General features: G+C 65.2%; 25 protein-coding genes and 1 tRNA gene. 16 read left to right on the top strand and 10 right to left on the bottom strand.

Going from position 1 to position 24,337, the window contains the following annotated elements:
- Positions 1-42 precede the first annotated feature (42 nt).
- Together glmU and M9921_09860 are read left to right on the top strand one after the other, a co-directional pair.
- Positions 43-1,425, top strand: coding sequence for a bifunctional UDP-N-acetylglucosamine diphosphorylase/glucosamine-1-phosphate N-acetyltransferase GlmU (gene glmU / locus M9921_09865; protein MCO5297150.1), 1,383 nt, complete (start codon positions 43-45; stop codon positions 1,423-1,425).
- Between the two features lie 17 nt (positions 1,426-1,442).
- Positions 1,443-2,384, top strand: coding sequence for a ribose-phosphate pyrophosphokinase (locus tag M9921_09860; protein ID MCO5297149.1), 942 nt, complete (start codon positions 1,443-1,445; stop codon positions 2,382-2,384).
- Positions 2,385-2,441: 57 nt separating this feature from the next.
- Here the strand turns inward: M9921_09860 and M9921_09855 are convergent, their stop codons facing one another.
- Complete coding sequence (locus M9921_09855) at positions 2,442-2,618, bottom strand: hypothetical protein (GenBank protein ID MCO5297148.1); 177 nt, start codon at positions 2,616-2,618, stop codon at positions 2,442-2,444.
- 170 nt (positions 2,619-2,788) lie between these two features.
- Between M9921_09855 and M9921_09850 the strand changes: the two genes are divergently transcribed.
- From M9921_09850 to M9921_09805, 10 genes are all read left to right on the top strand, one after another.
- Positions 2,789-3,112, top strand: a complete 324-nt coding sequence (locus tag M9921_09850) for a hypothetical protein (GenBank protein MCO5297147.1) — start codon at positions 2,789-2,791, stop codon at positions 3,110-3,112.
- The gene (locus tag M9921_09845; GenBank protein MCO5297146.1) at positions 3,085-4,017 is read left to right on the top strand and encodes a hypothetical protein; all 933 of its coding nucleotides are present in this window, start codon (positions 3,085-3,087) and stop codon (positions 4,015-4,017) included. Before M9921_09850 ends, M9921_09845 begins: the two co-directional genes overlap by 28 nt.
- Positions 4,014-4,922: a hypothetical protein gene (locus tag M9921_09840; protein ID MCO5297145.1), complete on the top strand. Its 909-nt coding sequence runs from the start codon at positions 4,014-4,016 to the stop codon at positions 4,920-4,922. The genes M9921_09845 and M9921_09840 overlap by 4 nt, the downstream gene beginning before the upstream one ends.
- Entirely contained in the window at positions 4,922-5,899 is a 978-nt protein-coding gene (locus M9921_09835; protein ID MCO5297144.1) for a hypothetical protein, read from the top strand. Before M9921_09840 ends, M9921_09835 begins: the two co-directional genes overlap by 1 nt.
- A 1-nt stretch (position 5,900) precedes the next feature.
- Positions 5,901-6,644 carry a hypothetical protein gene (locus M9921_09830; GenBank protein MCO5297143.1) on the top strand — a complete coding sequence of 248 codons (744 nt, stop codon included), beginning with the start codon at positions 5,901-5,903 and terminating at the stop codon, positions 6,642-6,644.
- A gap of 31 nt (positions 6,645-6,675) precedes the next feature.
- Entirely contained in the window at positions 6,676-7,380 is a 705-nt protein-coding gene (gene recO, locus M9921_09825) for a DNA repair protein RecO (protein ID MCO5297142.1), read from the top strand.
- 93 nt (positions 7,381-7,473) lie between these two features.
- A complete protein-coding gene (locus M9921_09820) occupies positions 7,474-8,982 on the top strand; it encodes a hypothetical protein (protein ID MCO5297141.1) in 1,509 nt (502 codons plus the stop codon).
- A 166-nt stretch (positions 8,983-9,148) separates the two neighbouring features.
- Positions 9,149-9,946: a hypothetical protein gene (locus M9921_09815; protein MCO5297140.1), complete on the top strand. Its 798-nt coding sequence runs from the start codon at positions 9,149-9,151 to the stop codon at positions 9,944-9,946.
- Between the two features lie 59 nt (positions 9,947-10,005).
- On the top strand, positions 10,006-11,607 hold the full coding sequence (locus M9921_09810; protein ID MCO5297139.1) for an ABC transporter substrate-binding protein: 1,602 nt from the start codon (positions 10,006-10,008) through the stop codon (positions 11,605-11,607).
- Positions 11,608-11,614: 7 nt separating this feature from the next.
- Positions 11,615-12,853 (top strand): AraC family transcriptional regulator, encoded by a 1,239-nt coding sequence (locus tag M9921_09805; GenBank protein ID MCO5297138.1) that lies wholly within the window; start codon positions 11,615-11,617, stop codon positions 12,851-12,853.
- 10 nt (positions 12,854-12,863) lie between these two features.
- On the opposite strand, the gene M9921_09800 is transcribed toward M9921_09805, so the two are convergent.
- Positions 12,864-13,592: an ATP-binding cassette domain-containing protein gene (locus M9921_09800; protein ID MCO5297137.1), complete on the bottom strand. Its 729-nt coding sequence runs from the start codon at positions 13,590-13,592 to the stop codon at positions 12,864-12,866.
- A 127-nt stretch (positions 13,593-13,719) separates the two neighbouring features.
- Between M9921_09800 and M9921_09795 the strand changes: the two genes are divergently transcribed.
- Positions 13,720-14,247 carry a hypothetical protein gene (locus tag M9921_09795; GenBank protein MCO5297136.1) on the top strand — a complete coding sequence of 176 codons (528 nt, stop codon included), beginning with the start codon at positions 13,720-13,722 and terminating at the stop codon, positions 14,245-14,247.
- Between the two features lie 43 nt (positions 14,248-14,290).
- On the opposite strand, the gene M9921_09790 is transcribed toward M9921_09795, so the two are convergent.
- The 5 genes from M9921_09790 to M9921_09770 form a co-directional block, all read right to left on the bottom strand.
- Positions 14,291-15,028, bottom strand: coding sequence for a Bax inhibitor-1/YccA family protein (locus M9921_09790; protein MCO5297135.1), 738 nt, complete (start codon positions 15,026-15,028; stop codon positions 14,291-14,293).
- Between the two features lie 153 nt (positions 15,029-15,181).
- Positions 15,182-15,976 (bottom strand): PEP-CTERM sorting domain-containing protein, encoded by a 795-nt coding sequence (locus M9921_09785; protein MCO5297134.1) that lies wholly within the window; start codon positions 15,974-15,976, stop codon positions 15,182-15,184.
- Between the two features lie 121 nt (positions 15,977-16,097).
- Positions 16,098-16,622, bottom strand: a complete 525-nt coding sequence (locus M9921_09780) for a GNAT family N-acetyltransferase (protein MCO5297133.1) — start codon at positions 16,620-16,622, stop codon at positions 16,098-16,100.
- 207 nt (positions 16,623-16,829) lie between these two features.
- Positions 16,830-17,309 (bottom strand): DinB family protein, encoded by a 480-nt coding sequence (locus M9921_09775; protein ID MCO5297132.1) that lies wholly within the window; start codon positions 17,307-17,309, stop codon positions 16,830-16,832.
- 64 nt (positions 17,310-17,373) lie between these two features.
- On the bottom strand, positions 17,374-18,294 hold the full coding sequence (locus M9921_09770; protein ID MCO5297131.1) for a hypothetical protein: 921 nt from the start codon (positions 18,292-18,294) through the stop codon (positions 17,374-17,376).
- Between the two features lie 59 nt (positions 18,295-18,353).
- Between M9921_09770 and M9921_09765 the strand changes: the two genes are divergently transcribed.
- Positions 18,354-18,429, top strand: a tRNA-Lys gene (locus M9921_09765).
- A gap of 186 nt (positions 18,430-18,615) precedes the next feature.
- Here M9921_09765 and M9921_09760 read toward each other — a convergent pair.
- Positions 18,616-19,767 (bottom strand): hypothetical protein, encoded by a 1,152-nt coding sequence (locus M9921_09760; protein MCO5297130.1) that lies wholly within the window; start codon positions 19,765-19,767, stop codon positions 18,616-18,618.
- Positions 19,768-20,333: 566 nt separating this feature from the next.
- On the opposite strand from M9921_09760, the gene M9921_09755 reads away from it, so the two are divergent.
- The gene (locus M9921_09755; protein ID MCO5297129.1) at positions 20,334-21,401 is read left to right on the top strand and encodes a beta-lactamase family protein; all 1,068 of its coding nucleotides are present in this window, start codon (positions 20,334-20,336) and stop codon (positions 21,399-21,401) included.
- 34 nt (positions 21,402-21,435) lie between these two features.
- Here the strand turns inward: M9921_09755 and M9921_09750 are convergent, their stop codons facing one another.
- Positions 21,436-22,137: a PIG-L family deacetylase gene (locus M9921_09750; protein ID MCO5297128.1), complete on the bottom strand. Its 702-nt coding sequence runs from the start codon at positions 22,135-22,137 to the stop codon at positions 21,436-21,438.
- Between the two features lie 45 nt (positions 22,138-22,182).
- Complete coding sequence (locus M9921_09745; protein MCO5297127.1) at positions 22,183-23,139, bottom strand: GNAT family N-acetyltransferase; 957 nt, start codon at positions 23,137-23,139, stop codon at positions 22,183-22,185.
- Between the two features lie 194 nt (positions 23,140-23,333).
- Here M9921_09745 and M9921_09740 point away from each other — a divergent pair, with 194 nt between their 5' ends.
- Complete coding sequence (locus tag M9921_09740; GenBank protein ID MCO5297126.1) at positions 23,334-24,284, top strand: glycosyltransferase; 951 nt, start codon at positions 23,334-23,336, stop codon at positions 24,282-24,284.
- Positions 24,285-24,337 lie beyond the last annotated feature (53 nt).

The following is a 24,337-nucleotide window of genomic DNA, read 5'->3' as shown; positions in this document are numbered from 1 at the left end:
GAGTGCGCCCCGGGGTTGCTGGGGGTTTCGTTCTCTCTCGCCATGAAAGTCGCCGGAATCATCCTCGCCGCGGGCAAGGGCACCCGCATGAAATCGGATTTGCCCAAGGGGCTGTTCGCGGCTTGCGGCGTGCCGATGGTCGAGCTGATCGGGCGGGCCATGCGCGGCGCGGGGATCGACCGTCCCGTGGTGATCACGGGTCACCGCGGGGAACTGCTTCGCGAGGCCTTCGGCGACCGTTACGAGTACGCGGTCCAAGAGCAACAGATGGGCACCGGCCACGCGGCGATGATGGCGCGGGACGTTTTGGCCCACCACGTGGGCCCCGTGGTGGTCACGCCCGGCGACACGCCGCTGCTGACGGCGGAGGCCTTGAACGGCCTGATCGAGACGCACCTGCGCGAGGGCGCGGAGTGCACCATGGCCACCGTCACGTTCGAGGACCCCACCGGATACGGGCGCGTCCTTCGCGACTCCGACGGCGTGGCGTGCCAGATCGTCGAGGAGAAGGACGCGACACCCGAGCAGCGGCGGCTCAAGGAGGTGTGCGTCAGCGTCTACTGCTTCTCGGGTCCGACCCTGTTTCGGCTGCTGCCCACGCTGAGCACGGACAACGCGCAGGGCGAGTACTACCTCACCGACATGATCGGGGCCGTGTACAAGGACGGCGGACGTGTGGCCACGCACGCCTTCGAGGAAGCGGAGACCATGCTGGGGGTCAACGACCGGTGGCAGCTCGCCCAGGCTTCTGCGATCCTTCGAAGCCGCATCCTGCGCAAGCACGCCCTCAACGGGGTCACGATCGTGGACCCCACGAACACCTACATCGGGTTCGACGTGGAGATCGGCACCGACACGACGATCCAGCCGATGACGAACATCGAGGGGAGCACGGTCATCGGGGAGGGGTGCGAGATCGGGCCCAACACGCGCGTGGAGGATTCGACGATCGGACGCGGCTGCACGGTACTGATGAGCCATCTGGCCCGCGCGGTGCTGAAGGACCGCGCCCGCTGCGGCCCGTACGCGAACCTGCGTCCCGGCGCCGTGCTCGGCGAGGACGTGAAGGTCGGCAACTTCGTCGAGATCAAGAACGCCACGCTCGGGCCGAAGTCGAGCGTGTCGCATCTCACGTACATCGGGGACGCGGAGGTCGGGGCGCGCACCAACGTCGGCGCGGGCACGATCACCTGCAACTACGACGGTTTCGCTAAGCACCGAACGGTGATTGGCGAAGACGCATTCATCGGCTCCAACACCACGCTCATCGCGCCGCTGAAGATCGGCGACGGGGCGTTCGTGGCCGCAGGGAGCGTGATCAACAAAGAGGTGCCGGCCAACGCGCTGGCCGTGGGGCGATCCAGGCAAGAGGTACGGGAAGAGTGGGCAGCACATTGGCGAGAGAAGAAGGCGAAGAACACGTAAACGGCGGCTTGACCGGCATGAAGCTGTTCGCGGGCAACGCGAACCGCGAGCTCGCCGTGCGCGTGGCCGATTACCTCAACATTCCGTTGGGACGCTTGACGTCGACGAAGTTCAGCGACGGCGAGATCCGGATCATGGTCGACGAGAGCGCCCGTGGGAACGACGTGTTCCTGCTGCAGCCGACGTGCTTCCCGGCGAACGACACCCTGATGGAGCTGCTGATCATGCTTGACGCGTTCCGGCGGGCCTCGGCGCGCCGCATCACGGTGGTGATGCCCTACTTCGGCTACGCGCGCCAAGACAAGAAGATCAAGCCGCGCGAGCCCGTGACGGCGCGGCTCGTGGCGGATCTCATCCAGCAGGCCGGCGCGGGACGCGTGGTGGCCGTGGACCTGCACGCCGAGCAGATCATGGGCTTCTTCCACGTGCCGGTGGACCATCTTTATGCGGGGCCGATCATCGGACGCTACATGCTCGAGCAGGGCTACGCGGAGGAGGACGTGGTGGTGGTGAGCCCCGACGTTGCGGGGGTCGGCCGGGCCCGGGCGCTGGCGGAGATGCTGAAGGCGCCCATTGCGATCATCGCCAAGCGCCGTCCCGAGCCGAACAAGGTGGACATCGTCGAGATCATCGGCGACGTGGACGGCAAGAAGTGCGTGATGATCGACGACATGATCGACACCGGAGGCTCGATCATCCAGGGTGCGGAGGCGTTGCTCAAACGCGGCGCGACCGAGGTGATCGCGAGCTGCACGCACCCCGTGTTCAGCGGCAACGCGCCCCAGCGGCTGCAAGAGAGCGTCGTCTCGCGGATCATCACCATGGACACGATTCCCATCGGCAACGAGAAGATGATTCCGAAGCTCACGGTCCTGCCGTCCGCGCCGCTCGTCGGCGAGGCGATCCGCCGCATCTACCTGAACCAATCGGTCAGCACGTTGTTCGATGACTGGCGCTAAAGAGGACGAACCGTTTCGATGGGTCGTACGTTTGTCGGACAAGGAGCCATGGAAGCGTTACGTGGTTTGGGCTGCGGCGATGGTGGCCGCGGCGGCGGGTTGGTTCTGGATGGGGCAGGCGCTGTTCGCGCTGATCGGCTTCGTGGCGGTGATGGCTTCGACCGCCGAGTACTGGATGCCGATCCGAAACCGGCTGGACGCGAAGGGCGCGCATGTGACCGTGGGGCTCAGCACGACGTCTTTGGAGTGGGAGCAGGTGAGGCGCGCGATCCTCGACGACGAGGGCGTGAAGCTCTCGCCGCTCGCGGAATCGGGGCGAATGGCGCCCTTTCGCGGCGTATTTGTGCGGTTCGGCGCGCATCGAGAGGCGGTTCTCGCTAAGATAAGCGCGTACTGGGGCAAAGATGTTCAATCTGTGGGAGAACGAGCTGACGGAGGAGGAATCCGAGGCGCTGATCCAGAAAGCAGTGAAGGAGATCCGCAGGCGGAAGCTTGAGGTGCCCGCAACCGTGATGTTGGAGATGCACAAACCCCTGGCCAACGTTGGCGGACACGCGGCAATCGTTTTCGCGCCATTCACCGTCCCCTTCTTAGGGTTCGATTTTGTGAACAACTATTCTCGGCTTCTTTCCAAGCGCGAGCTGATTGATCGTCTGCTCGATCAGATCGCGCAGGGGAGGACGGACGAGACGGAGGAATCATGCAATACGGCGACACAGGATGGGTGAGCATCGCGGTCACCCTGACCCTCGTGTTCTTCATCCTATTCAACATCTTTCGCGCGAAGGGAGGGAAGGACCTCTACATTCGGCGCATCGCGGGTTTGAACGCGATCGACGAAGCGATCGGGCGTGCGACGGAGATGGGACGGCCCGTGCTGATGGTGCCGGGCTTGGGGACGTTGAACGCGATTTCGATGCAGGCGCTGCAGATCTTCGCGCACGTGACGCGCACCGCGGCGAAGTTTGCGAACCCCATCCGCCTGTGCTGCGCCGATGCGGCGGTCTACACGGTCGCGCAGGAGATCATTCGCGACGTGTACGCCTCCGAAGGGCTTGCCGACCGGTACGACATGGACTCGGTCCGGTTCATCTCGGACCGCCAGTTCGCGATGGCGGCCGGCGTGTCCGGCATCATCCTCCGCGAGCAGACCGCGGCGGCGTTCTTCCTCGGCGAGTTCTTCGCCGAATCGATGATTTTCGCTGAGACGGCCAACTCGGTCGGCGCGATCCAGGTGGCCGGCTCGACCGAGAAGACGCAGACGCCCTTCTTCATCGCCGCTTGCGACTACGTGCTGATCGGCGACGAGTTCTACGCGGCCAGCGCGTACCTGAGCCGCGAGCCCGTGCTGGTGGGCAGCCTCGTGGGCCAGGACTGGAGCAAGGTGCTGGTGATGGTGGCCATCGTGATCGGCACCCTCTTCAACAGCATGCAGCTGTTGGGGATGACTTCGAAGGAGATGAAGGATGGCAAATTGGTGGACGTTCCGGAGCGGCCGATGAAGATCTCCGACACGTTCTTCTCCCGCATGTTCAACCCGCAGCGCGATGCCGAGGCGGACAAGCAGATCGTGCGCGAGAAGGACCCGAACTTCGTGCCGGCGCCGGGTGGCGACGAGGGTGAAGGCCAATGATGTTCGCCCAGGCGATTCCGGACTCCTTCTTCAACGCGCCGAACGGTTCGGCCGAGCTTTGGACCAAGATCGGCATCGCGCTGGTCCTCGGCTTTGCAGGACTGGCCGTGCTGATGGCCGCGCCGTCGCGGGTCCGCAAGCCGGTCGTCGCGACGGTCACGTTCGTCGCGGGCCTCTACTGGGTCCTCTTCTACCTCTGGCCCAAGCCCGTGAACCGGCAGCCGGGCGATCTGCCGCTGGGGCTGGTCGACGGCGTCGGGTTCTGGCTTGAAGACGCCAACACGGTGGTCAGCAACTTCTCGAACGTGTTGACCGCGTTCCTATTGGGACTCGGCATCTACTCGCTGCTCCGCATCCACGGCCAGCGGGTGTTCAAGGGCCACAAGGACGCGTTCTTCAGCGCCGTGCTTCTGGTGAGCATCTTCGCCATGGCGGCCGCGGGCTACTGGGACTGGATTCTCAGCCAGAATCCGAACAGCACCGCGGTCACGGTCGAGGCCGGGTGGGGGGCGGCGCGCTTCAAGGACCTGCTGTTCGACGGTCTGCTGCAGGAGATGGACGCGGGCATGTTCTCGCTGATCGCGTTCTACGTGCTTTCCGCGGCGTACCGGGCGTTCCGCATCCGGTCGATCGAAGCCACCTTGATGCTGGCGACGGCGTTCATCATCATGCTCGGCCTGATGGGGGCTCTCGAGTACGCGTGGAACGGAGCGATCGACTCGATGAAGGGCACGACCGCTCCCGGGTTCGCCGACAACTTCAAGTTGACGGAGATCGTGAAATGGATCAGCAACACCTTGCAGACGCCGAGTCTGCGGGGAATCGACTTCGGCATCGGTATCGGAGCGCTGGCGATGGGCCTGCGGCTCTGGCTGAGCCTTGAGAAAACGGCGGTGAGCAGCTGATGGCTATTCCAGATCCCACTCCTCCCCCGAAGGAAGCGTCGCTCGGCGCGAAGATGATGTCGGTCAAGCGACAGTGGCTTTACCTGCTGCTGATCGTCTGCACGACGATTCCGGCGTTCGTTTCGGTGCCCGTACCCAACAAGCCGGTGCAGGCGTCGATGGACTTCTACCGGATGGTGATGTCGATTCCCGAGGGGAGCACGATCCTCATCGAGAGCGACTGGACGAAGTCGACGCGCGGCGAAAGCATGGGCGAGATGGAGGCGTTGCTTCGGATCCTCATGCGCCGCAACATCAAGTTCGCGGTGTACGCGACCGCCGACCCGCAGGCGCCCCAAGTCGCGCGGGACACGATCGAGAAGGTGAGCAAGGAGCAGGCGGCGGCGGGAGGGCGCCCGTACGAGCGGTGGAACGACTGGGTGAGCCTGGGCTTTTTCCCGAACTCGGAGGGCATGAACAACGCGATCGCCACGGACCTTCGGAAGGCGTTCGCCGGCCGCACCGAGTCTCCCGGGCCGGGCCAGCCGCAGACCGATGTGTTCCAATCGCCGGTGCTGAAGAACGTGTCCAAGGTCGGCGACGTCCCGCTCCTGCTGGTGGTCACGGCGTCGAAGACCTTCGACATCATCGTGGAGCGGCTCTACGGAAAGGTCACCCTCGGGGCGATGGTCACGGGCGTGATGGGACCGGAGAGCATCGTGTACTACTCGTCCGGCCAGATGCAGGGCATCTGCGTGGGGCTGAAGGGCGTCTACGACATCGAGACGATGATGGAGGACGGGATCAACACCCCTCCGGGCAAGCCCAAGGTGGTGGACGAGAAGCACAAGGAGCCGGTCCCGGGGTTCCCCGGCATGGCGAACGCCGGCAAGGGAAAGGCGTACTACCCGACTCTCCACGTGGCGCTCACCCTGATGATCCTGGCGATCGTCGTCGGAAACATCGGCATGTACCTGAGCCGCAAGGAGCCGAAATAGGATGGACTACAAACTCATCAAGTTGACGGTGGGTGTGATCGCCACCATCGGACTCTACAGCGTGCTCTGGAAGGAGAACAAGTTCTACCGGTTCTTCGAGCACCTGTTCCTCGGCTTGGCTGCGGGCTGGGCGCTGGTGATCCTCTGGACCGAGACGCTCAAAGACGTGTGGTGGGACAAGATGGTCGGTTCGCTCTCGGAGAGCGGCGGACCCGACACGCCGGGATTTTGGGCGTACGCGTTCTTGCTTCCGATCGGATTGGCGGGCTATACCGTGTTCTCGAAGAAGCACAACTGGCTCAGCCGGATTCCGATCGGAATCATCATCGGCCTGTGGTCGGGTCAGCAGGTCCAGGTGTGGTTCAACCGGTACGGGGCGCAGATCAACACGGCCCTGCGGCCGATCGTGCCCACGACGTGGAGCCCGCCGTTCGTTCCTTCGACCGAGGGGATGACGCCCGACCAGGCGGCGGCGGTGGCGGGGAACGTGTACGTCTCGCAGGCGCTCACGAACCTGATCATGGTGATCACGGTCTTGTGCGTGATCTCGTACTTCTTGTTCTCGTTCGACTTCAAGAACCGGTTCATGCGCGGGATGACCACGTCGGGCCGCTGGCTGCTGATGGTCGGTTTCGGCGCGATCTTCGGATCGACGGTCATGATGCGCTTCACGCTGCTGATCGACCGGATGTACTTCGTGTGGATCGAGTGGCTGCGCGACACGGTCTTGCGCATCGGAGGATGACGCGCTGCACGAGCTGACCCTGCACGCGATCGTGCTGAGGCGCCGGGACGCTGGAGAGAGCGACCGGCGCCTCACGGTTTTGAGCCGCGAGCACGGGAAGCTCGACGTGGTGGCCAAGGGCGCGCGCAAGGGCGGATCGCGGCTGGCGGGCTCGTCGGAGCCGCTCGTGGCGGTCGTGCTGCAGGTCGCGGTGGGGAAGGTGAACCGGTTCGTGACGCAGGCGCAGCCCTCCAGCTCGTTTCCGGGCTTGCGCGCGGATTACGACCGCCTGGCGATGGCGCTTGCGATGGCGGAGCTGTTCGAGGCGGTGATTCCCTGGGAGGAGGGCGATCCCGGGGCGTACGAGCTGCTGCTGCGGGTGCTGCAGGCCTTGGAGCGGCACGAGAAGCCCGCGGTGGCGCTGGTGTGGGCGCAGGTCGCGCTGCTGCGCGAGGCGGGTTTCCAGCCGTCGTTCGCGCGGTGCGCGTCGAACGGAAGCGCACTGGTTTCGGGGAAGCCCTGGTTTTCGCCGCAGGCGGGCGGGTTGGTTTCGGACGGCCAGGCGCACGAGTACCAGGACGCGTTCCAGACCCGGGCCGAAGCGCTGATGGGTCTCGATCGGATCGCGGAGCTGGACGCGCCGCCGGGGAACCTGAAGTTCGTGGAGGAGTGCCTGCGCGTGCTGCTCGCGACATGGCGGCACGTGCTGGAGCGCCCCTTGCCCGCGGCCACGCAGGCGTACGAAGCCACTTTGTAGCCCGACTCCCGATTCCCGACTCCCGATTCCCGTCACAAAAATACTTGCGCCTCAAGTATTTTTGTGATATCCTCTTTTGCGAGGAAAGAAGTCATGTCCATGTTGAGAGAAGTTAGCGTTGTCGCCGCGTTCGCCGCGACCTTCGGAGCGGCCCTTGCCCAGGGCGGCGTCGGGACTGGATTTGAGCGGGACGACCGGCCGTGGAATCCGGCGAACTGGGCGTTGACCGTGAACTCGGTGGGAACGGACACGGTCTCCTCCTGGGTCATGGAGGGTGGCCAACCGGTCAATCGGGTCGATCGCATTCCTTGGCAGAGCCACCAGTTCTTCCCCCTTCCGGGTGCGACCAACCAGACGGGCGTGCCCCGCGACGTGTCGATGACGAGCGAAGGAGAGTCCGTGTTGGACGTTCGGTGGATCGGCGTGGGGGATCCGCCTCCGAGCGTGCTGATCCGAATCACCTCCTTTGCGTGGGCGGGCACCAAGCCGCTGGGCACGATCAGCATCAACAACGGGTTGGACACGCCGACGGATGTCGACACACCGGACCCCGAACTCTTCGACATCGTTCTCAAGCAGTTCGGATCGGTCTTGAGGCGCATTCCGTTGGATGCGAACGGGCACGCCGAGATCCGGATCCCGAAGTTCGCGCAGGCCTCGGCCACCGACCTGGTCGCCCATGCCTACGCCGACGCGCGGACGACGGAGCAGATGGTGGCGGATCGGACCCTCGAGGTGGTGGGGGTTCCCGATCCGACCTTCACGATCGGGTTTCACGACGCCCCGGTGCCCAACGAGCAGATCGATCCCCGGATTCTGAAGATGGACATCGGCCTCATCTGTCCGGGCAACGGGGTGGAGATTCCACCGCCGGGGTCCTCCGCGCCCTACGGGATGGCACGAGCGGTCTTCATCGCCGCGCCCTGGGGCGCTTGGAACGGGCCCACGGGTGCCTGGGATTGGACGGACGTCGAGATGTCGCACTGGACCGTCGGGCAGGTCTACCGGCATTACAGCGGGGACGAGGTGGTCCAGATGATTCGTTCCGGGCCGATCACGTTGAACAACGCATTCCACATGATCGATCAGGATCAGATTCCCGAGTCGGGAAGCGTCGAGGTGAGGATCCACGCGCCGTGGGAGTTTCCCGTCTGGACCTCGGATGTGGAGAAGAGCAGCGACTTCGGCTGTGTGAGCGGATGGGTGGTTCGAAATCCGTATGGGCCGGTCACCATTACAGAATCCTCGGGGTATGAGACGTCGATCACTTGGGCCGTGAAGGTGGGACTGAGCGGGGAAGCGTTAGCCAAAGCCCACCCTCTGCTTCGCGCGCTGAGCATTTCGGGGGAGTACGGCCAAACCGCTTCGGTGACTAGAACGCAAAGCTACTCCATGACTGTCAACCCCGGACCAAACAACCTTCAGTTCTGCATAGAGAAACAGAACTTCTGGCGGCATAAAACCGGGTTCTTCTTAGCATACGGAGACAACGGATTCTTGGGTATTCGGGATATGCAGATGGATAGATGGGCAAGTGCGACCAAAGAGGATGCAGAACGTAATGATCACAGATACCGTCTCCATTGGCTACCGTACCCCTAATAGACTTCGCGCCGGAAGGCTATGCTTCGCCTTAGCCTTTTGGTGCCTCATTGCAGTTTCCAGCGCTGGAGGCAAAGGGGACTGGTCCGTATCCAGTTTGGATCCCTGTGGTTGCGTGCCGGCGTCGGACGCATACCCGAAGAAGCCGTCTGCGTTCCAAAGAAAGGTGATCGCTGCCCTTGAGGCAGGCCGCTATGAGGAAGCCTGGAAAGGGTTTCGCGGCCTCTACCGACAGGACGACGATTCACCGTTTCACATCTGGGGCATGGCGATCACAGCCAAGATGGTCGGCACCCTGTCATCGGCGGCAGATGAAGTCGCGGTCAAAGTGACAGCACTACGGAAACAGGAGATTGACCGTGGAGGTGGACGCGTTCCCCATAAGGGCACCGCCCGTCACGTGGTTGCTTACAACCTAGTCATGGCTATCATGGGTGACACCGGAACACGGAACGCTCTCTCGCCGAAAGCGGACCGCTGGTACGGCTCTCTATTCTTGCAGCCACTTCCCCCCGGGGAGGACCGGCGAGAGATGATCGTCCTCTACTCAGGCGCCATGTACGCGATGAACGAGATCGCGAAGTCGCGCAAGTCACTTCGAATTTGGGTGGACGGGCACCCAAAAGAGGCCAGGGGCCGGCTGATGTTGGCGGAAGCCTATAGCAGTGGGGTCGAGCGGATGGTGGACGGACACGGGAAGGAACTGCCGGTGCCAGCCGAGGACCGGGCTGATTTGCCGCTTGCCCGCAAATATGCAATTGAGGCCGCACGTCTCGAACCGGACTGGGCGGAGGCACAGTACTTTGCGGGCTGGGCCTGTGTAGTCGAATCGCCTAAGGAGGCGGGTCAGTACTTGAGGCGCTACCTCCAACTCGACAAGAACCCTCCGAAGCTGCGAAAGGCCGTGATCGAGCAGTTTCTGAGAACCGGGAGGTGGGGCCCTCCTCAGCCGCCCCCGGGGTGAGCTGACCCGACTCCCGATTCCCGATTCCCGATTCCCGTCCCCCCGAGTAAACTAAAAGGATGAGACAGGCCTCTCTCTTCCTGCTCGCGTCGCTGGCCCTCGTGGTCGCCGGCTGCGGCAAAGGCGACTTCTCCGAACGCACCCAAGCCGGCAAGGAAAACGTCTTCCGGTACCCGATCGTCACCAACCCCACGTCCCTCGACCCCGGGAAGGTGGAGGACGGCGACACGATCGACCTCCTGCAACAGGTCTACGAGGGCCTCGTCAACTGGTCCGAGGACAACCATCCGGTCGGCCTGCTCGCCGAATCGTGGACGATCTCCGACGACGGCACGCTCTACACGTTCAAGATCAAGCCGGGAGTCAAGTTCCACAACGGCAAGGCCCTGACGGCCGAGGACTTCAAGTGGACGTACGAGCGCGCGTGCAGTCCCGCCCTCATGAGCTCCACCGCACCCAACTACCTCGGCGAGATCGTCGGAGTCAAAGAGAAGATCGCCGGGACCGCCAAGGACATTTCCGGGATCCAGGTGGTCGATCCCCTGACGCTCTCGATCCGCATCGACAAGCCGCGCCCCTACTTCATCGGCAAGCTCACCTACATCGTCAACGCCGTCCTGCCCAAGGGCGATGTGCCGATGGAGGAGATCAAGAACGCCAAGGAGATGATCGGAACCGGCCCGTTCAAGGCAGACCAGTACGTGCCCGACCAGATCATCGTGCTTGCCGCGAATAAGGAGTATCACGGAGGCGCGCCGCTCATCGAGAAGATCGAACGGCCCGTGATCAAGGACGCCGCGACGCGGCTCAACAAGTTCAAGGCCGGCGAGATCGACCTGGTCATGCTCGAGCGGCAGGACGTGGACGGGTTGCGCAAGGACCCGCAGTTCAAAGATCAGCTCAAATTCTTCCCACGCCCCGCCGTCTGGTACATCGCGATGAACGAGCTGAAGTACCCGCCGTTCAAGGACCGACGCGTGAAGCAGGCCATCGCCATGGCGATCGACAAGGAGACGATCGTCAACAAGATCATGGGCGGCATCAACCAGGTGGCGAACTGCATCGTGCCGCCCGGTGTGCTCGGGCACCGAGAGAACGCCAAAGGGCTGCCCTACGACGTGGCGGGCGCGAAGAAGCTCCTGGCGGACGCGGGCTATCCGGAAGGGCGGGGCTTGCCCCCCTTCGAGCTGACGTTCCGCGAAGTGCGGCCCGACATCCGCATCGTGGCCGAGGCGGTGGCCAGTCAGCTCGACAAGAACCTCAATGTGAAGGTCACCCTCCGGACGATGGAGTGGCGGGCGTTCCTCGAGGCGCGAAACCGGTTCGAGCACCAAGCCGTGCACATGCGCTGGGCGGCGGACTATCTCGACCCCGAGAACTTCCTCAGCTTTATGCTCGGCACGTACCCGTATGGGCCGGAGAACCGGATCGGCTACTCGAACCCAAGGTTCGACGCGCTCTGCAAGGAGGCCGACAGCACCATGGACGAGCAGCGGCGCCTGGACCTCTATGCGGAGGCCGAGGACATTGCGCTGCAGGACGCCGCTTGGGTGCCCATCTACTTCCAGCGGGATGCGGAGCTGATCTCGCCTCGGGTGAAGGGCCTTCGGGAGTCCCTCTTCGGACACCTGCCGCATACGACGGTCCAGCTCTCCAACTGAGGCTCGTTTGAAGTTCGGTCCGGAGCCCACGACGCAACTGGTTCGCGGACGATTCGCACGCTCGGACACGGGCCTGCGCTTCGACCCGCCCGGGGCGTTGCGCGATCTCCAGTTGGGAGGGGAGCCCGCTTGGCAGAGCAATGGGGGGCCCTCGCGCCGCCATCCGGCCCGGGCGTGCGCCTACACGCTGGACGTGCCGCTCCCCTCCGACGTGGGCGATCTGTGCCGCGTGTATCTGGTCGGGGTGTTTGCTCGATGGGCCGGAGTCGAGTTCGAGAGCCAAGGGACCTTGGGCGCGACCGTGCATCTGATGGCCAACGGCGAAGTCCTGCTTCGGTGCAATCTGATCAACGGAAGGCACTATAGCGACGCGCGAGAACTTTCCGACCGGGTCCGACTGAGCGGCGACGGGGCGAGCGTCGAGACGTTGGGGGATTGCTCGGTCGAGGGCGAGCGCTGCCGCGTCGATGCCCTGACCATCGACATCCCACCCGGCCTGCGCGGAACGCATCTGCGCTTCAAGGACCTCGGGAGCCCCGCGTCCTTCCTCCTGTTCGACGTGCTGTTCGAATACCGTCCGGCCCGCGGGTGTCCCTTCCACTCGGCCCGCGGGCGGATCGCACTCGAGGAGCTGGGCGGCATCGTGCGCTCGGGGAACCGGATCCGCCTGCAGGACGCGCTCGCGCAGCTCGAGGAGGGGCTCCTGGAGGCCGAAGATCTCGACGAGGCGCGGGGTCAAGCGCTGACGTTTCTCGCCGTCGTGACGGCCGCGATGCTGGAGGCCGGCGGCCCGCGATCGCTGCACCGCGTCCAGTTGGAGGCCGCGCGGGCCTTGGATGCGGAGTCGTCGTGCGAGGCGGTCGCCGCTGCGGCGCACGAGTGGGTGGAGCGCGTTGTTGCGCCCATGGTGAACGGATCGGACGGGCCCTCGGGGCGTCTCGTGGACCGCGCGCTCGCGATCGTGGATCGGCATTTTGCCAAGAGCCTCACCGACGCGGCCGTGGCCAAGCAGCTCGGCCTCAGCACGTCGCACTTCCGCCACCTGTTCAAGCAGGCGACCGGGCAACCGTTCCACAAGTATCTCGTCGCCATCCGACTGGAGCGCGCGCGCCAGATGTTGGTTGAGGAGGACCTGTCGGTTTCCGAGGTGGCCGAAGCGGTGGGATTCGCGGGTCTCTCGCACTTTTCGCGAGCGTTCGCCGCGCGGTTCCACACGAGCCCTTCCACCGTCCGCCGGGCGCGCTGACGCCTCCTCGCTACCCGAACGTCTCGGCGCGCGCCTTCTCGACCATCTCGCGAATGGCGGGTCGTTCCGATGCCGCGAAAGCCTGGGGCGAGCCGGTGAACGACAACTCGCCCCCCTCGAGGAACGCGATCTTGTCGGCCACGCGAAACACCGAGGAGACGTCGTGGCTCACGACGACGCTTGTGGCTCCAAAGGTCTTCCTCACCTGGACGATCAGCGCGTCGATGGTGTAAGTGGTGATGGGATCGAGGCCTGTCGTGGGCTCGTCGTAGAGCATGACGTCGGGGTTGAGCGCGAGCGCGCGCGCGACGCCCACCCGCTTGCGCATGCCGCCGCTCAGCTCGCTCGGCATGAGGGTCTCGACGCCTTCCAGCCCCACGGTCGCCAGCGTCTCCCGCATCAGCTTCTGCTCGGCGTCCCGATCGAGGTGGAGCCAACGGCGAACGCCGAAGAGCACGTTGCCCGCCACGTCGAGATAGTCGAACAACGCCGCGGATTGGAAGACCATGCCCATCTTCCGGCGGGCCGCCTCGGGGTCCTTTCGGACGTCGATGCCGGCGACTTCGACGGTGCCCTGGGTCGGGGTGAGAAGCCCGGTGATGCACTTGAGGAGCGTGGTTTTGCCCCCGCCGCTGGTCCCCATGATCGCGACGATTTCGCCCTTTTCGATATCGAGGTCGAGGTCGCGCAGGACCACGCGCTCGCCGAACGCGTGCGTGAGGTCCGACACCCGAATCATTTCGAGAGGATACTCGGTGCCGGGAGACGGGAATCGGGAGACGGGAATCGGGAGACGGTCCTGGGTCTCGGTGAACCGTGCCTTTTGGCGAGCGTCATTGCCGGTATCCCATCGGGAGTCAACAGGAATGAAGATAGTTATCACACTCATCACCACCGCAGCGCTTGCGGGAAGCCTCGTCACGGCCGCCTTTGCGCAAGCCGCCGGGCCCAAGAACGGCGGCCAGGGCCAGGGACTCGGCCAGGGTCAGCGTCAAGGTCAGGGCCAACAGTTGCAGAACCGGGCGCGGGCTGGGCAGATGCAGAAGATCAACCAAGAGGTGCTGGCCAAGCTGAATCTGAACAAGCGCCAGCAGTCCAAGCTCGAAGCCGCTCAGAAGAAGCTGCAGGACGGGCTCAAGGAGCTCATGGAGAAGGCGCGCGAGACCAAGGACCGCGCCGCATTCCGCGAAGAAGCCCAGAAACTGCAGACCGAGTATCGCGAGACGGTGAAGACGACGCTCACCGAGCAGCAGTTGAAGAAGTACCAGGAGCTCATGCGCGCCGCGCTTGAGAAGCTGCGAAAGGACGGCGGCGGGGCTACGGATCGCAAGACCGATCGCGCGGGCAAGGGCGGCAAAGCCGGAAGGGCCGGTGGCGGCGGCGGGGGCGGCTAGCCAGGCGGGAGTGCGGGAGGCACGCCCGCTCGACGGGCGTGCCTTACCGTCTGGCCAGCTTCGAGAAGAGCCGGAGGATTTCCAGGTAGAGCCACACGAGGGTCACCAGCAGCGAAAAGCCGGCGTACCACTCCATGTACTTGGGGGCTTTGGCCTCCACGCCCGTCTCGATGATGTCGAAATCCAGCGCGAGATTGAGCGCGGCGATCACGATCACACCCACGGAAAAGACGATTCCGATCGGGCCTGCCTGGTAGATGGCCAGGTTCCAAACGCCCGGGAAGAAGAAGCTCAAACCCAGCGTCGCGAGGTAGGTGAGCATGATGCCCGCCGTCGCACCGATGACGACCATGCGGAATGTCTCCGTGACGCGGATGATCCGGGTCAGGTAGAGCCCCAGCATCACCGCCAACACCACGAAGGTGCTGAGCACGGCCAGCGGGACGATGTTCGACCACTTCGAGTCGGCGAACATCGTGGCGTAGATCACGGAAATCGTTCCGACGAGCAGGCCCTCCGCGGCCGCGTAGAAGGGCGCGGTGATAGGCGCCCACTGCGGCTTCACGATCGTCGCGATCGCGAGGATCAGCCCCACCACAAGCCCTGCCAGCATCAGCGGCATCGACGCCTGGGTCCAGCCAAAGGCGGCGGTGGCGACGAGGATCGCGAGCAGAATGCCCGTTTTGCCCACGGTCCCGGTCACGGTCATGGGAGCTTCGAAAGCCCCGGCGCGGTCGGTGTAGACCTGCTCCTTCATCGAGGGGTTGGCAGTTCGAAACATGGTTTTGGTCAGAAGTCTCCTTCCTCTGAAGACGCCGCAGGCATGGGGAAGGTTGCTTGTGACGGGAAACGGGAAACGGGAATCGGGAAACGGGAATCGGGAAACGGGAATCGGGAATCGGGCAAAACCATCGAAGCCCGATTCCCGGTTTCCTTATCGTTTGCGGCGTCGCAAAAGGGCAGCGGCGCCGAGGCCGAGGGCGAGCATCGTGGTCGGCTCGGGCACGGGCACGTAGGCAAGGCCCAGCAGGTTGCCGGTGCCGGTCGAGCCGATCAAGGTTGCCGCGCCGGTGGACATGTCGATCGTGTACAGATTGTCCGTACTGTTGTCCACCATGTACATCAAACCGTTGTCCGGGTTGTAGGCGAGACCGTTTGGATTGGTCGGGCCGCCCAGGGCCCCGATCAGGGTGGGTACGCCAGTCGTGCGGTTGAACAGGTAGAAGCTGTCCGTGCCGCTGTTGGTCATGTACATCGTGTCGGTATCGCTGTTGTAGCCCAGGTTGTTGAACGACGTAAGGCCCGTATTGCCGAACGCCGTCGCAACGCCCGTGGTGGTGCTGATGCGGTACGTGTTCTGGTTGGTAGTCGCGCCCGAGACTCCATAGAGCGTGCCGGTGCTGCTGTCCCACTCAAGACCATGCATCACGATCGAGGAATCACCGTACGCTCCCACGAGAGTCGCGTTGCCGGTCCCCAAGTCGAGTGTGAAAAGCGAGTCGTTGCCCGACGACGTGAGATACATCGTGCCGGAAGCGGCATCGTAGGCCAGTCCCGCGGTGGTGCTGGCGTTGGAGCTTACGGTTCCGAACTGGGTCTTCGCCCCCGAGGTCATATCGATGTCGTAGAGAGCGCGGCTGCTGTCGACCGCGATCAAGCGTCCCTGGGCGGGAGCCAAGACGGCTCCGGCGGTTAGGGTGACGAAAAGCGTGATTCGTGTGATTCGCACAGGGTCCTCCTCTTCATTCGCACAAGGTGCCTCAAAGCAACCTTAACGCACTCAGTATAGGGGAAATGCTGGGGAACGGGAATCGGGAAACGGGAAACGGGAATCGGGAATCGGGGGGCCCTTAGAGGGGGAGGATGAGGCCCCACTCGGGACTCTGGTCGGGGTCGTGGCAAATCCGGTCGCCGACCGTTTCTGCGCCCAGGCGTCCGTAGAGCCGGTGGGCGTCTTCGAATCGCTTGTCGCTCCAAATCTCCATCGCCGCGCAACGCCGTTCGCGCGCGGCGGCGATCGTTGCCGTGAGGAGGGCAGTGCCCGCTCCTGCCCGGCGCGCGGTGGGGTGCACGTACAGGCGCTCCAAGGCGCAGTCGGTACCTGCGAGCCGCCGGGCGCTGCCGTCCTGCACGACCGAACCGGGGCTGCCGGGCACCGTGGGAAAGAGCGCGAGAGCCGAGGTGCCGATCACCTGGCCGTCCGCTTCGGCGACCCAGAAGGGGTACCCCTTGGCGAAGTAGTGGCCCTCAAGGTCGTAAAGGTCCGCATGATACGCCTCGGGATCCCACGAAAAGCCAAACTCGTCGTACACGGCGCGAATCACACGAACGACGTCGGGGCTGTCCGCAGCGGTCGCTCGCCGAATCGTAGGCACGCAAGGCACGATACCTTGGGAACGAAGGGTTCTTGCCTCAATTCCAGGGCCACGCTTTGCTCGGCGATGAAGCCGGCCCCAAACACTCGCTCGCACCCCTTGGATTCATTTGGGGGAGTTCGTCTGTCCACCCGGAGTCGGGGCTTGCGGCGGCGGATGCCCTCTGGCGTCGCGCTCTTCTCTGTGCGACCCCCCGTCTGGCGGCGGCTAGTCCTGCTTCCAGTGCACCTGGTCGTCTCCGCAGATGGCCTGGTGGTTGTTCAGTTGCGCGTCGTGGTAGCTCATATGCACGGCGGCGAGCTTCGCCATGTCGAGCGGGGAGGTCTCGCCCTTCGGCAGCGGGATCTTCTCGGTGAGTTTGTGCTCGGGCGTCGCGTCCCACCCTGCGATCACGTCGTTCGCGGAGGCTTCCAACTCTTTCATCGCGGTGTCCTTGTCCTGGAATTCGGGAGGGGCGACGGGCCACTCTCCGAACGGCGGAGGACCGGGGTCTTCGCCGCGCAGCCGCTTGGCGATCCTTCGGTTCACCACGGCCGTTTCGTAGGTGAAGTCGTAGGGCGTTCGCGCGCTGCCGCCCGGCGACTTGGACAGATGCTCGTGGGACATGGCCTCCAGATCCTGAAGGTACATGGTTTTCGATTTCTGCAGCGAGTCCCGAAGGAGTTCTTTCACGGTGGGCGTGCTCATGGTGGAAGGATAGCCCAACCCCTTTGCGTTCCTTGCGTTCGTTGCGTGAACCACAACCAACCACCTACCCGCGTCGCCAGGTCGCGGGTTCGCCTTCGACGGTCCAGAGGGCCCGGGAGTGGGGAAGAAACTCGGCGTCGACGAGTTCGCCCCGCCCTGTGCGGAGGGTCACGCCGGAGGACGTGGACGCGTAGGTGACGCCTTGGACAAGGTCGCGAGACAGCCGTCGATAGAGGCTGAAGCGTCGGGAGAGGAGGGTGGAGATGAAGATCCAGAGGGCGGAGAAGATCGCCCCGACTACGAGGTGGGAGGGGTCCTCGGCGGTTCTTGAGAGTCCGTTGGCGGCAAGCGCTCCGACGTAGACCCAACCGACGAGAGCGAGGGGGTTGCGAAGGGGCGAGAGCCCATGGACGATCGATGCGAGTTCGCGGTGTTCGTCGTCGGAGAGGGTGCGCTCGGCCAGTGCGCCTGCGGCTGAGGGATGGATCGCGGCGATGCGCATCGGCATGGAGGCGCTGCGCCGCGTCTTGGGTGGCGACGCGACCGACACGGCGTGGACGAACTGGCGTTTCCGAGCGGGCACGCCGTTCCAGCTCAGGACGCGCCCGGAGCCGCGAAGGGCCTCGAAGGGGGGCTGAGGGGGAGCTCCTGGTTCGGTTGCGAACGCTTCAACGCGGCCGTCCTCGAGTTCGGCGCTATGGAGTTTCACCGCTTTGACCCCATCGAGCCAAACGGGGGGGCCAATGACGATCGAGAAGAACGCGAGGACCCACATCACCAGTCCCCACCACTGCATGCCATAGCCGAGGGCGGTGAGCCCGAGCGCCCCGGCGACGACGGTGGTTGGGATCTGAACGGCCAGTCGTCGGGACCGTTCGCTTCGGCGCAAGAGCGCTTCGATCGCGGCGCGCTCTTCGGGGTCGAGGGGCCGGCACCCGACGGCCCGGTACGCTCCGGCCCACCGTGCGAGTCGCCCATCGTCCACGTGTCCAGTGTGCTCCAAGACGTCGGGACGTGGTCGGGTAAAATGCGTTTTCGAAGCGTGGATCGTTAGCTCAGTTGGTAGAGCAGCTGACTCTTAATCAGCGGGTCGAAGGTTCGAGTCCTTCACGGTCCACCACTCCTTTCAGGTTCAAGAACGATGAATACGCCCTCCAGCACTCGGAGGGCGTTTTCATTTTCGCAGCTTATCGTCCAAGTCTCTTGTCGCCAAGCTTGAAATTGGCGGATGCGCGATCGACGTCGCGCACGTTGGCTGTGGTTCAGCCAGTTCTGCCCTCACCTGGATGACGCCTTGCGATCCTGCCTACCACTTCTTGCTCAGCATGGTTCCCAACCCGGTTGGCCGACGGACGGACCTCGGACGCTGGTTGTTGCCATGACGCTTTCGGCGGGCAGCGAGCGCGGCTAGACCTGCCTCCAAAACCAGAAGGCTCGCGGGCTCGGGCACGGGACGCTGCCACATCACTGCCTCGATCCGGCCTTGCGCACTGTTGTAGGCCTCCCCGACTACGTAGATGGAGGCTCCATCGCTCCAAATATCATTCGCTTGCGTGCTCGTGTACTCCGCTGGCAAATAACCGTTCAAGCTCTCCCATGAGGCCGCCGTTCCGCTCCAGATGCCAGCCTTCGTGATCCCGGGGAAGTAGGCGTAGCCAGCCTGCAACTCCCCGAACACCGACGTCGCGAAGGAGCTGCCGCTGAGGGCCTCCACGGGGTGCAAGTCCACCCAAGAGGCCGCGGTTGAGCTCCATAGGCTCGCGTGGTTCCCCACGCCGGTGAAAGCCCAACCAACCTGCCGGCCCCCTTGTACGTCGAGGGCCCTCGAGTCGTACGCCCCCGCCGGGTTGAGATCCACCCAAGAGGCCGCCGTACCTGTCCATAGGCTCGCGTGATCGTGCGCGATCTCGGTGGTCACGACCGCATACCCCGCCTGCTGGCCTCCCTCGATGCCGTAGGCAATCGATGAACTCGCACCCGCTGGGTTCAAATCCACAAACGACGATGCCGTCCCGCTCCAGAGTCCGGCATGAAGCTCAGGTCCGATGCCGGGTCGGATCTCACCCGCCTGCCGGGCACCGTCGGTTCCGTGTGCTGCCGAAGAGCGCGCGCCGGCAGGGTGCAGGTCCACCCACGAGGCAGCGGTGCCGGTCCAAATGCTTGCGTGGCCGCGGCGACCCACGCTCACGCCACCCGCCTGTTGGCCTCCGGCGACGCCTCCGATGGTCGCGTTGTCCGCGTCAACAGGGGTCAAGTCCACCCATGAGGAAGACATCCCTGTCCACAGGCTCGCCCGGTTGTTCCCGGAAACCAGGGCATATCCCGCCTGCTGCCCAACTCCGGCGGCGCTTAAGTGCGACTCGCTCGCTCCCGCTGGATGAAGGATCTCAACCGTCCACTGCGCACGTGCCGCGGCGGCGCCTGCCAGTAGCGCAGCGGCGATGACGAATTGTCTCATAAGCTCCTCAGCACCCGCAATCCCAAAAGGGCACCGAACCTCGTTGCGTCAATAAGTGGTCGAGGCACCGCAAGCGCCCTTGGCCTGCCGATAGGCGGACAGTGCCCCTGGTAGGATCATCCCTGCCTTGGCCGAACCACTGTGGCTTGGGCCAGCCTAATCCCATTATGCGCCGAAAGGTCGATCTTCGCCGAGCCGGAACAGCTCAAATGGGTGATCCGCGACCGCGTGATCCAGGAGGCCCGCGTTGTCTATGCGGCTGGATGACCTCTATCTGGTCGACATCATTCGAAGCGGCAGAGCTCCAGCTAGCGGCGACAGGCGGGAGAGCAGTGAGCGGCGTTTGCGTTTCCCACGCCTTATCCGCGTCGCTTCCTGGATGCTGAACTCGGTCGTTGGAACTGGGACCGCCAATCGATGGCGCCGTTCGTCAAGACGCGTCCCAAGAACAGCGGGCCATCGTACATGAACGCGAGGCGCTGCCGCCAGATTTGCTCAAACGCATGGACCTGGTGCGCGAGGCCTTTGGCCGGGGAGGCGCGGCGCGAAGGTAGAACGGGGAGGTGATGCGACTTCGCTCTGGTTTCGCCTGCCTCGCCGCCCTCACCGCCGCCGCGGCCTTCCCGCAAAGCCGCGAGGCCGCCGTCCAGAAGGCGCTCGACGCCTACGTGGCCGAGCACCACCTCGTGGGAGCGTCCGCGGCCGTGCTCGAACGGGACGGCACCCACTTCGAAACGGGCTCCGGATTCCAAGACCGCGAGGCGAAGACGAGGGCGTCGGCGCGAACGGTGTACCGGCTGGGCTCGATCAGCAAGCCCGTCACGGCCGTCGCGGCGATGCAGCTCGTGGAGTCGGGCAAGCTCTCGCTGTTCGCGCCGGTCGCCGCGCTCGTTCCCGAGTGGCCGCACAAGGAGGCGGGGATCACCCTTCGGCACCTGCTCACGCACACGTCGGGGATCCGCCACTACGCGGCGGGGAAGTCCGACGTGTTCTTCGAGCCGTTCACCGTCAAAAGCTCGCTCGACGTGTTCAAGGACGATCCGCTCCTGTTCCAGCCCGGCGCAAAGGTCTCCTACTCCACCCACGCGTTCAGCCTCGTGGCCCGGCTCGTCGAGATCGCGGGAGGAGGGAACTTCGCCGAGATCGTGCGGCGGCGCGTCGCCGCGCCCGCCGGGGCGCAGAGCCTGCGCCTGGAGGACCGCTCCAAGCCGGACCCCGCGCGCTCGGCGCTCTATGAACTAAGCGCCCTGAACGTCGCCCTGAGGCAGACCCGCGAGGAGAACATCTCGTGGAAGAGCGGGGGCGGAGGGATGGAGGCGAGCGCGCCCGACCTCGCGCGGTTTGCGATGGCGGTGCTCGAAAACCGCCTCTTGCGCCCCCAAACGACCGACTTCATGTTCCAGCGGCAAATCATCGACGGGCTGGACACCGGGCGCGGCCTCGGCTGGGCGCTGGATGCCAAGGGCAACCCCGTGCACGGCGGCGCCCAGCAAGGGTGCCGCTCGTACCTGGCAATCGACCGCAAGGCCGGTCGCGTCGTGGCGGTGATGACCAACACCGGGGGCAACCACCCCATCCACGAGCTGGCGCAAGCCGTCGCCTCGGCCTGGAGCGCCACCACCACCCGTCGTTAGAAGGGCGCCGCGCGCGTGTCCGTCACTCCCGGGCCTAACCCAGCAGCGAGGGGACGCGTCGGCGCCTGGCCCGGGGCGGAACGGCGAACGTCGCCGCGTACCGAAAGCCCGTTTCGCAACCGCGGGCGCGCGCAAGGGCGCGGTAGTAGTCCAGGTACTCGAACTTCGACACGCCACCCCGAAACAGCGCGTAGGACCGCATGGCCTCCTCCCACCGCTCCAGGTCCTCGTCGAGCAGTTCGACGAACACCTCTGGCTCGTAACCCTCCAGGTCCTCCCAGTTCTCTCCGTAGAAGACCCGCGGGCCCGGTGTGGGCGGCAGCGCGCGCTGGAACCCCGGAAGGGCCGCGTAGAAGATCGCATCCGCCAGAAGCCGGTGCGCCGCGGCGTGGTCCTTGTGCATGCTGCCCGCCCAGTGCGTCACCACCGCCTTGGGACGGGCCTCGCGCAACACGTCGGCCACCTCGAATTTCAGCGCGTCGTCGTCCCGCAACTCCCCGTCTCGGTGGTCCAGCGCCCAGATCGATGCGCCCAGCCGCGCCGCGCACGCGGCGGCCTCCTCCCGCTTCTGCGCCGCGTACGCCTCGGGAGGCAGCGTCGGGTGTCCCTTCTCGCCGGGAGTGAGGTGCAGAAGACCGATTGAGAGGCCCTGCCTCGCGTGCGCCGCCAACGCCGCGCCCCAGGCGACTTCGTCGCCCATGTGGGCCCCGATCGCAAGGATGTCGATCTCCGGCATAGTCCGAGGTTCACGATGCGGGCCGCACCCTCCTGCCGAACGCCATCAGACGAGGCTCGGACGCGGCGAAATCGACTTCTTGAGGACCGCGAAACGCCTCCACTCCCGAAAGCGGGCGGCGTCGTACAGGCGGCGCGCCGTTCGGTCGTCCGACCAAAGGAAGTACGCCTCGGCATGACCCTCCGCGCGCTGGGCGTGGAGCGTGCGGAACATCAGGACCTGGCCGAGCCCGAGGCCCCGCACTTCGGGGTCCGTCCCGATCGGTCCGAACCGGTCGGCCTCGTGGTGCGAGAAGCCGACGACCCGCCCGTCCGCTCGGACCGCGACGAAGAGGCGCGTCGGCGGTTCGCCCTGCAGGATGCGCGCGCCCGTCTCGCGCACCACCCGCACCCAGTCGCCGGGAAACACCCGTTGGACGAACTCGAGGAGTGGAAACGCCAGGTCGGGACTGAAGGTACGGACCCCGTACTCGGGCGCCAAGGCCCGCTCCCGGTCGTCCACCCAGGATGGCGAGGCGAGCGCCGGGAGCGAAGTCCGCATCGCCAAGGGCCGGTACACCTCGCCGTAGCCGTGGCGGGCGAGCAGGCGAAGGGCCTCCGCGTGCGCCTCGACGTCCACGCCGGGCACAAAGTAGCCCGGCGCATAGGGCGACACCCACACCGAGGTGCATCCCCGCACGGCGAGGTAAGCCTCGGCCGCCTCGACGAGGGCGCCCCCGATCCCTTGGCGGCGATGCCGTGGATCGACCGCGAGCAACGTGACATAGCCGCGCTCCGCGTCGGGCGGGGCGTTCTCCAACGGGACCCTCCGCGCGATCGCGACGGCGCCGCCGACGGCCTCGCCGCCTCGGCGGACCACCAGCGCACCGCCCGGCTCGAAATTCGGGTCCAGAAGCACCCGCCGCGCCAGCGCCTCGGGACCCGGAACGCCGGGCTCAAGCGCCTCGACAAGGGGTGCGTAGTCGCGCCAGCGCGCGGCCGTTTCGACGACGATCGGCCCCATGGCCCCACGTTACCTCCGGCCCAGACACGACCCGCCCCCGGACTGCCTTGCGGCTCGATAGGACACTCCTTTAGAATGGTGGGAGCAGGAGGGGTGGAAGCGATGCGAAAGGTCACGTGGCGAGCCGAAAGGTGGTTGCTTGGGAGGTCCGTGGCGGGACGGGTGCCTCCCCGGGCCGGCCAAGGAGCCGACCCGTGTTAGAAACGAAGGGCCCCGAACCGCGGGTCACCGTCGCGATCGTGCCTCGAGAACGGTTCAGCTTCACGCGGCAGTCGCTCGAGAGCGTGCTGTCGAACACCACGTTTCCCCACAAGCTCGTGTACGTCGACGGGGGATCGCCTCCCGAAGTGAGGGACTACCTTCGGGCACAGTCGGCGGCTCAGCACTTCGAACTGATCCGGACCGAGCACTTCCTGAGCCCCAACGAGGCGCGAAACCTCGCGGCGGCGCGGCTCGAAACCGAGTTCGTCGCCTTCGTCGACAACGATGTGACCGTGGATCCGGGGTGGCTCGAGAAACTGGTCGCGTGCGCGGACGAGACCGGAGCGTGGATCGTGGGCCCCCTCTACATGATCGGCCCCCCCGGCACCGACGTGATCCACATGGCGGGTGGGGATCTGGAAATCCAAGAGGTCGATGGCCGCCGCGTGTTTCACGAGGCGCATCGGCTTGCGAACCAGAGGCTTGGAGACCACGCGGGCGCGCTGCGCCGCGAGGCCGTCGACATGGTGGAGTTCCACACGATGCTCGTGCGCTCGAGCGCGCTGAAGGCCCTTGGGCCGTTGGACGAGGAGCTGCTGAGCGCCGCCGAGCATGCGGATCTCTGCATGCTGGCCCAGAAGCAGGGGGGCTCGGTCTACTTGGAACCGTCCGCCAAGGTCACGTATTCGCCCGCCAGGCCCGAAAGCCGGGCGGACTTCGCCTACCACCTCCTTCGCTGGTCGCCCGAGTGGAACGACCGCAGCCTGGATCGGTTTGCCGAGAAGTGGAACGTCGAGAGGCACCCGGGGCTGAAGGGCCAGGCCCGGTGGCTGCGGCGGCACCGCCTCGCGGCGTTGGGACGGATGCGGGTCTTGGACCCCGTCGTCCGCCCTCTGGTCACTTGGTCCGAGGTTCGCAAGCGGGCGCGCATGCGCGCGGGTTGACGAGCGCCCGCATAGGTTCCCATGCCTAGGGCAATCGGTGTAACCTACGACGA

The sequence above is a fragment of the Fimbriimonadaceae bacterium genome (assembly GCA_023957775.1).
GTDB lineage: Bacteria > Armatimonadota > Fimbriimonadia > Fimbriimonadales > Fimbriimonadaceae > JAMLGR01.
The sequence above is the reverse complement of the archived record's forward strand: the minus strand, read 5'-3'. Positions and strand labels throughout refer to the sequence as shown.